The organism is Mesorhizobium ciceri WSM4083 (assembly GCF_000519305.1).
GTDB lineage: Bacteria > Pseudomonadota > Alphaproteobacteria > Rhizobiales > Rhizobiaceae > Mesorhizobium > Mesorhizobium ciceri_B.
On record NZ_JAFG01000016.1, the window covers coordinates 51,412 to 58,788 of the forward strand.

A 7,377-nucleotide genomic window follows, 5' to 3' on the forward strand; every position below is an offset into this window, starting at 1 on the left:
AGGCTGCCACAATCACCACGCCGGCGGGGCACTCCCTCCTTGCCGCTCCGCAATCCGGAAGGGTTGGTCGAAAGTATCTCGTCTTACGGCACTACGCTGCCACAAGGTCTCGCCCGACAGGGTTGAGGATGAAGTTGTTGCGATATTTTTCAAACAAGCTCTCAACTTGATCGACCCGGAAATAGCGCTCGGCAGCCGTCTTGCTGGTTGGTTTATCCCTGCGCGCGAGGGCGTCGGAAACGTCTCTCGGGATCAGGTAAATTGCCCTGCCATTTGTTACATCTGGCAGCAGGATAACGATTGCAAGCCAATCGAACTGATCGAAGTCGTAGTAGGTGACGTAGGACGGCCCTTGTTTGAACGTTCGAGACTTTACAGACACCCTTTGCGGGGAATGCCCGACTGGCTGAGCGATGACATCGTAGCCAGGCCAGTTGTCAGGAACTTTGAGAGCGGGCACTCCGGCAAGGGTCAGTTCAGCGGCGACCACCATCTCGCAGGCGTCACCCATCTGCTTTGACGTGTACAGTCTCCTTTGCAAGATGATGGAGCCTTCAATGTGAGAGATGTTCTGGATTTCCCGTCGCCCAACCCAACCGAAGGCGTCGGCCACTTTTCAAAACGATGATGATTGGTTGGTCTGGTCGAGCCGACATGCCGAAAAGGCTGGCAAACCGCTCGAAGTCAGCGAACCACGTCCGGGAGACGGAGAAGGAATGTACGATCATCGCCGCTTCGTCCGTCTTGAACCGCTTCGCCTCCAACAATGCTGATGAGGTTCGATGCAGCAGTTGGTAGCGCACGTCCGATGGAGGTACGGCGTCTAAACCCAGCAGATCGCGGATTTGAAGCATGCGAAGTCGCTTGCCAACTGAGGGTTCTGCAAACCACTCGCCGACTGTTGGCCCGAATGGTTCCTTGACCTTGCCTTCAATGGTAGCCGCGCATGTCTCTTCGCCAAATCGGATCAAAGCGAAGACATCGCTTTGGCTGTCACGGCCCCCACCGGCCAACGGCACCTTGTGCTCGGGAATCCGTGCTGTCGCCGAACAGGGCATTGAGCGGTCGAAGGAGACATTTTCCAAATTGAGTTCGGATGCCGAAACGGCTCAAAGGGCTTTCGACCCCACCTTTGAAATGGCCAAGACCACCAGCAACGAGATGCTCCTGAAGACGATTGCCGCTCTGCAAGCCAATGCCGAAGCCGGCTTCACGCACCTCGAAGCACTGGTTGCCGTGAAGTCGCCGTCCGAGTTTTTCGAACTGCAGACCGCATTCCTGCGCAAACAGATCGAGAAGTCCGCCGAGCAGGCCAAGGCCCTCCAGGCATTGATGTTGAGAGCTACGGAGGACGTGTCCAAGCCGATCAAGGATGCCTTTGAGAAGGCTTTGAAGGTACACAAGGCCGCCTGATTCTTTCAGGCAACCCGAGACCGAAAGTCAGTACCTCGTCCACTGGGGCACCTCGCGCTGGTCTTCTTCCATTTGGTCGGACGGCTTTGTCTGCCCGACCTCATCGCAGTGACGTCGTCCTCGCGGTTTTCGGCGCTTCTTGGTTCTCCCCGCTGTAGGCGGACAATCCGTGCGATTTTTTTCATGCAATGAGGTGGTGCGCGGCAAGTCGGGGAATGCCCCGCTTGTCGCCGTCTCGACAATCGCGCTGCGCACCGCTTCGGGGTCTCTGCCAATCCACCAAGGTCGACAGCGACGTGTTCCCGCCTGGAAGCTAGTCTTAGTCTAGGGTCCATTGCCGCGACTACCCTTCGCAAACAAGAGCGGCTAGCCTCAACAAGCCCAGAGCACGCCGGGGGACGGCCCAGCGCCAGCCCTGCTGTCCGACATACCGGCGTCGATAAGCACAGGGTTGCCGAGATTAGCGTGATAGGCATTGACGAGGATGCGGCTATGCGGGCTTGCCGGCCGTCCCTCCGGACCAGGTCGACACTTTGCTGATCACTCATGCATCCCGACCATATCAACGGCGTGCTGACCGTCTGCCAGAAGGCGTAGTCGGTAGCGGCGACGACGAGCTCTGCTTCGGGAAATAGCACCTCGCCGGATCGCACTCTGGGCAACGGTAGGAGGAATTGCGCTTGTGGAGTACCTCGTCGATCGATGTAGGATCCATCGACTTTCATAGATTGGCCACCTGTCAGCAACCAACATAAGCATTGCCGCGCGCCCTGTAGATTCGCGAAATGATGATCGCTCGTCGGCCTCGGCGTCAAGCACAGCATATGCGGGTACGAACGGAGTCATTCACCTTGCGGAACAGCAGCAGTTGGGCAATGCTCGCCACCAGAGCATACCGTGGGGGCAGTAGATGGGCGAAGGGGCTTACCCAGGCGAAGGCGCCGACACGGCGCAGATCATTCGGCTGGCAAGTGAATATCGTGAGGCAGCGCACAGTCTCCTCGCCCGTAAACTGAACGGGCTATCCTTGGCGCCGTGCCGGCTTGTCGCTGTTCATGCCATTGAGCTCTATTTAAACGTTTTTCTTCGGGAAGCCGGCGTTCATGCTGCCGAAATACGTGGCTTCCAGCACACGACCTTTCCAAGCGGGTGGAACGTGCGAAGAAGTCCGGTCTGGTTCTGCGCAAGCGCACGCAGCAGCATCTCGAGCAGATGACATCCGCACGGGAGTATGTAGTCACCCGGTACGGTCCGGAGATGACGAACACGTTGTCCCAAGTGAATCGCCTGATGGCGACTTTGGATGAACTGGACAAGAGGATTTCGTCCCTTGTTAGGTCAAAACGCGGCGATGGATCGACCTCGAAGAATTAGCAACGTTCGCCGGCGCCCTATGCTTGGATCTTTGTCGGTGCCTTGGCGGACGCGGGGATTGGAAATTGCTTGTGGCAGAAACTCATCCGATCTGGTGATCGCGGTAAGCGCAATCGGCTCATCCGCCGGCTGCAACATCAAGAGCAACATCAAATGGCATCGCGACCGGTCATGATCTGGTGCCTGCCAGCATTCTGCCAGTTCCTTTAGCGATTGCTAATATGCTATATGCAAAAATGTGAGGGGTTAATTCCATGGGGCTGTCGCAAAGGCATATTGCACTGGTGTGGCTCATCCTGGCTGGCGATGCGGAGGCCCACGATTGGTACACCGGCAAGACGGATCCCATTCTTCATTATAACTGCTGCGGCAACAAAGACTGTCACCCAATCGATTCCAGCGACGTCAGGGCGACCAAAGACGGCTATTACGTCAGGCTAACTCGTCCCACCTACATGAATGAGCCACAAGGAGGGGAGTGGTTTATCCCCAGAGAGCGCGTCCAGGCGGCGCCGGATGATCGATACTGGCGCGCGACCGCGAGGTTGCCGCACTGATCGTCGAGCCGTTGGTACTCGGCGCCGGAGGCATGCTGATGTATCCGGCTTCGGTTCTCGCAGAACTCAAACGGATTGCCGAGCGCTCCGGGACGCTGTTCATCGCCGACGAAGTCATGACTGGCTGGGGCCGCACCGGCACCATGTTCGCCTGCGAGCAAGCAGCGGTCGCGCCCGACATCTTGTGCACGTCCAACGGGCTGACGGGCGGCTCGCTGCCGCTCGCGGCGACGCTTGCCACCGATGAGATCTTTCGCGCACATTTTTCCCGCGACAGAGCCAAGACCTTCTTCCATTCGAGTTCTTACACGGCGAACCCGATCGCTTGCGCGGCAGCGCTCGCGAATGTCGGCATCTGGAAGGACGAGCCAGTAGCGGAACGCGTGGCCGCGCTGTCGCGGATGCAAGCTGAGAAAATTGCACCGTTCAACGGGGACCCGCGTTTTGAGAATGTGCGAACGACCGGCACCATCGCCGCGCTCGACCTTCGCGTTGGCAATGCAGGCTATCTGGCCGAGGTCGGCCCAAGGCTGCGCGCCTTCTTCCTCGAACGCGGATTGCTGGTACGACCGCTCGGCAACGTCATCTATGTGCTGCCGCCCTATTGCGTGACGTCGGACGAGCTCGACGGCCTCTACGCGGCAATAGACGAGGCGGCCGGGCTTGCGGGCAACAGCCAATGAACCGCGCGGCGCGCATCATAGGCCTTGGCCATCACGTGCCGGCGCGCAGGGTCGGCAATGGTGAGATCGAGGCAAGCCTCGAGCTGGAGGCAGGCTGGATCGAGGGGCGTACCGGGATCCGCTCGCGTTACTGGGCCGAGCCAGGCGACACGCTTTCCGGCTTGGCGGCCAAGGCAGGCGACATGGCGCTGCAGGCCGCCGGCATTGATCGCAAGGAGATCGGCCTGCTGCTGCTCGCCACCTCGACACCGGACCACCTGCTGCCGCCGAGCGCGCCGCTGGTGGCGCACGGGCTCGGCCTCGAGAAGGCAGGCGGGGTCGACCTCGCGGGTGCCTGCGCCGGATTCATCTATGCCATGAGCTTCGCCGATGGCTTTGTTCGCCTGCACAACAAACCGGCCATCGTCATCGCTGCCAACATCTTGAGCCGTCGCATCAATCCGGCCGAGCGCGCCAGCGCCGTGCTGTTCGCCGATGCCGCGGGCGCTGTGGTACTCGCCCCATACAGCGATGCCGCCCACGGCATCCTCGGCTCTTCTTTTGCCTCGGACGGTTCCGTCTATGGCCTGATCCATATCCCCGCGGGCGGCAGCAATCGGCCGTTTTCCGAAGAAATTGACATCGCCGAAACCCGCATGACCATTGCAGATGGCCGCGAGGTCTTCGTTAAGGCTGTGGAGATGATGAGCCGCTGTTCCGCAGAGGCGCTGGAGTTGGCGGGCGTTGCGACATGTGGCATCACACGCTTCGTGCCACACCAGGCAAATGCCCGCATCTTCAATGCTGTCGGCAAATCGCTCGGCATCGAGGACGAGCGCATCGTCAAGACCATCGCCGACTACGGCAACTCGTCGGCCGCAACGATCCCGCTATCGCTGTCGGTCGCGCATGGCGCCAATCCGTTTCAGCCAGGCGAGAAACTGCTGTTGGCCGCAGCCGGCGCTGGCCTGACAGGCGGTGCACTGGTGGTCGGCATTTAACCGGCGGATCCCCGCCAATCGGCGCGCCGGCAGCGCCCTATGTGGAGCGCCAACTAAGCATTATATGCGCCGCCCGGGCGCTCATGCCACGTCGTTCAGGCAGCGGCTTGCTGCGCCACTGCAGGACGCCGCAACGGCACCTCGACATTGTCGATCAGCCGTGTTTGGCCGAGCCAGGCCGCGACGAGCAGCCGCGCTGGTCGATCCATTGTCACCAGCGAAGCAAGGTCGGTATCCGCGCGCAGTTCCAGATACTCAACCTTCGAGAAGCCGGCCGCGAGAATTGCCTTTCGACCTTCAGTCAGGGCACGCTCTACAGACTCTCCCGAACTCAGCTGCTTGACGGTTTGCAGCAGGATTTCAGCCAGTCGGGGCGCCCTGTGGCGCTCGGTCAAAGACAGCCGCGTGTTGCGCGACGACAGCGCCAGGCCGTCGGCCTCGCGCAACGTCGGGCCTGCGATAATCTCGATTGGGATATCGAGGTCACGTACAAGCCGGCGAACGACGTGGAGTTGCTGAAAGTCCTTCTCGCCAAAAAACGCCAGATCGGCGCCGCTCTGCAGAAGAAGTTTCGTGACCACCGTCGCCACACCATCGAAGTGGCCAGGCCGAAACGTGCCGCACAGCCCCTCACTCACGCCGCCGACCGAAACTGTGGTCACGAAGCCTGGCGGATACATGTCGGCTGCGTTGGGAGCATAAAGAATATGGGCGCCGACCGATGCGAGCTTCGCCGCGTCATCGTGTTCCGTGCGCGGATAGGCAGCCAGATCAGCGGCATTGTTGAATTGGCTCGGGTTGACGAACAGGGTCACAATCACCCGATCAGCCTTGGCCAGGGCGGCTCGCACGAGGCTGAGATGACCCTCATGCAGGGCGCCCATTGTTGGCACAACAGCAATCTTTAGACCCTCGCGCCGCCAAGCGGCAACGATGCTACGCAGTTCGGAGACGATGCGGACGATTGCGGTGCTCATCAGACAACCTCACTGACTTTCCGCGGCTCATCGCCGAAGACATGATCGAGAGCCGGGAAGCGGCGTTCGCGCACCTCGCTTGCGTAGGCTGCGATCGCTGCGTCGGCAGCCGGTCCCAGCTCTGCATAGCGTTTGAGGAAACTTGGCTTGAACGCGCCAAACAGGCCCAGCATATCGTCGACAACAAGGATCTGCCCATCGCAGGCGGACGATGCACCGATACCGACTGTGGGAATGGCTACTTGCTCTGTAATCAGCCGAGCAAGAGCTTCCGGTATCTTCTCGAGTACGACGGCGAATGCGCCAGCTTCAGCCACGGCCGTTGCATCGCGCAGGATCCGTTCTGCGTCCTCGCCTCGGCCCTGAATGCGATAGCCGCCAAAAGCATTGACGGCCTGCGGCGTCAGTTCCACATGGCCCATCACGGGTATGCCGCGCGCGGTCAAGAAGCGGATTGTCTCCGCGACGCTTTCGCCGCCTTCGAGCTTGACCGCCGCCGCGCCGGTTTCGGCCATTACGAGGGCAGCATTGCGGAACGCCTGCGTGGGGCTTTCCTCGTAAGAGCCAAACGGCATGTCAACGACCATCAGGGCGCTACGAAGGCCGCGCCGCACCGCCTTGCCGTGCAAGATCATCATTTCGAGCGTGACGCCAAGCGTCGAAGGCATACCGTGCAACACCATGCCGACACTGTCGCCGACCAGCACCACGTCGCAATGGCCGTCGACAAGCTTGGCGACGGGCGTTGTATAGGCCGTTAGGCAAACAAGCGGCGTCTTTCCCTTTCGCGCCGCGATATCCGGCACCGTCAATGCCTTCGATCCTCCGGTTGCGCTCACCGATCTCTCCTTCCGCTGCGTCAGCGGAAGGAAGCATGTGCCACATTTTTGTGCAAGTGCGAAGAGAGAATTTGCAGCGCACAATCATTTGCCGACGACGTTCTGGTGGACCGGTTGCCGGTCTGAAGTCAAATTCTGCGTGACCAGTTCGGCAAGCGTCAGTCTGACGCTTGCGCAAGCATTTCTACCGGCTGCCGCCGATCACCGCTGCGGGTCAAATGCGCTTGACAAAATAGCGCCGGCCCGTTCAATTCGGCGCATTCACCAGGGGAGTCCCGGCAAGGGGCTGAGATACTGCTGGCTATCGCGGCGCAGTGACCCGTTGAACCTGATCCAGTTCATCCTGGCGTAGGGACGGTGCAAGCGCTTTGCGGGAGTTTACGCCCGAGGTCCTGTTTCGGCAGGTCGACAGAAGCGTCTTTTCATCCTTCCGGCACAGAACTGGGTCTCCAATGCAACGAGCAACGGAGCCTCACGATGAATGCCCTCACCCCCGCCGTCTCGACGGGACCACTGCCTGCCTCGCGCAAGATCCACAAGCCCGGTGCCATCCA

At 60.3% G+C, this 7,377-nt stretch carries 7 protein-coding genes, 1 pseudogene and 1 riboswitch; of the genes and pseudogenes, 4 read left to right on the forward strand and 4 right to left on the reverse strand.

What is annotated here, in order from left to right; genetic code table 11:
• Positions 1-91: 91 nt before the first annotated feature.
• Both MESCI2_RS0123450 and MESCI2_RS1000000138935 read right to left on the reverse strand, forming a co-directional pair.
• On the reverse strand, positions 92-613 hold the full coding sequence (locus MESCI2_RS0123450; protein WP_027038692.1) for a hypothetical protein: 522 nt from the start codon (positions 611-613) through the stop codon (positions 92-94).
• Complete coding sequence (locus tag MESCI2_RS1000000138935) at positions 555-1,085, reverse strand: DUF6946 family protein (RefSeq protein WP_245270442.1); 531 nt, start codon at positions 1,083-1,085, stop codon at positions 555-557. The genes MESCI2_RS0123450 and MESCI2_RS1000000138935 overlap by 59 nt, the downstream gene beginning before the upstream one ends.
• Between MESCI2_RS1000000138935 and MESCI2_RS01000000135240 the strand changes: the two genes are divergently transcribed.
• From MESCI2_RS01000000135240 to MESCI2_RS0123480, 4 genes and pseudogenes are all read left to right on the forward strand, one after another.
• The gene (locus MESCI2_RS01000000135240; protein ID WP_050596648.1) at positions 991-1,413 is read left to right on the forward strand and encodes a phasin; all 423 of its coding nucleotides are present in this window, start codon (positions 991-993) and stop codon (positions 1,411-1,413) included. The two genes, MESCI2_RS1000000138935 and MESCI2_RS01000000135240, sit on opposite strands and share 95 nt — an antisense overlap.
• 1,628 nt (positions 1,414-3,041) lie before the next feature.
• The gene (locus MESCI2_RS0123470) at positions 3,042-3,344 is read left to right on the forward strand and encodes a hypothetical protein (protein ID WP_027038693.1); all 303 of its coding nucleotides are present in this window, start codon (positions 3,042-3,044) and stop codon (positions 3,342-3,344) included.
• Positions 3,314-4,027, forward strand: a pseudogene (locus MESCI2_RS01000000135250) (aminotransferase class III-fold pyridoxal phosphate-dependent enzyme); the annotation flags it as partial. The gene MESCI2_RS0123470 and the pseudogene MESCI2_RS01000000135250, both read left to right, overlap by 31 nt.
• Entirely contained in the window at positions 4,024-5,007 is a 984-nt protein-coding gene (locus tag MESCI2_RS0123480; protein WP_027038694.1) for a beta-ketoacyl-ACP synthase III, read from the forward strand. The pseudogene MESCI2_RS01000000135250 and the gene MESCI2_RS0123480, both read left to right, overlap by 4 nt.
• 95 nt (positions 5,008-5,102) lie before the next feature.
• Here the strand turns inward: MESCI2_RS0123480 and panC are convergent, their stop codons facing one another.
• Together panC and panB are read right to left on the reverse strand one after the other, a co-directional pair.
• Positions 5,103-5,984, reverse strand: coding sequence for a pantoate--beta-alanine ligase (gene panC / locus MESCI2_RS0123485; protein ID WP_027038695.1), 882 nt, complete (start codon positions 5,982-5,984; stop codon positions 5,103-5,105).
• Positions 5,984-6,823: a 3-methyl-2-oxobutanoate hydroxymethyltransferase gene (gene panB / locus MESCI2_RS0123490; protein ID WP_027038696.1), complete on the reverse strand. Its 840-nt coding sequence runs from the start codon at positions 6,821-6,823 to the stop codon at positions 5,984-5,986. Before panB ends, panC begins: the two co-directional genes overlap by 1 nt.
• A 256-nt stretch (positions 6,824-7,079) precedes the next feature.
• Positions 7,080-7,196, forward strand: a riboswitch (TPP riboswitch).
• Positions 7,197-7,377 lie beyond the last annotated feature (181 nt).

Coding starts and splice junctions, on each gene's coding strand:
- MESCI2_RS0123470 (WP_027038693.1), top strand. CDS start 3,042: ATGGGGCTGTCGCAAAGGCATATTGCACTGGTGTGGCTCATCCTGGCT.
- panC (WP_027038695.1), bottom strand. CDS start 5,984: ATGAGCACCGCAATCGTCCGCATCGTCTCCGAACTGCGTAGCATCGTT.
- MESCI2_RS0123480 (WP_027038694.1), top strand. CDS start 4,024: ATGAACCGCGCGGCGCGCATCATAGGCCTTGGCCATCACGTGCCGGCG.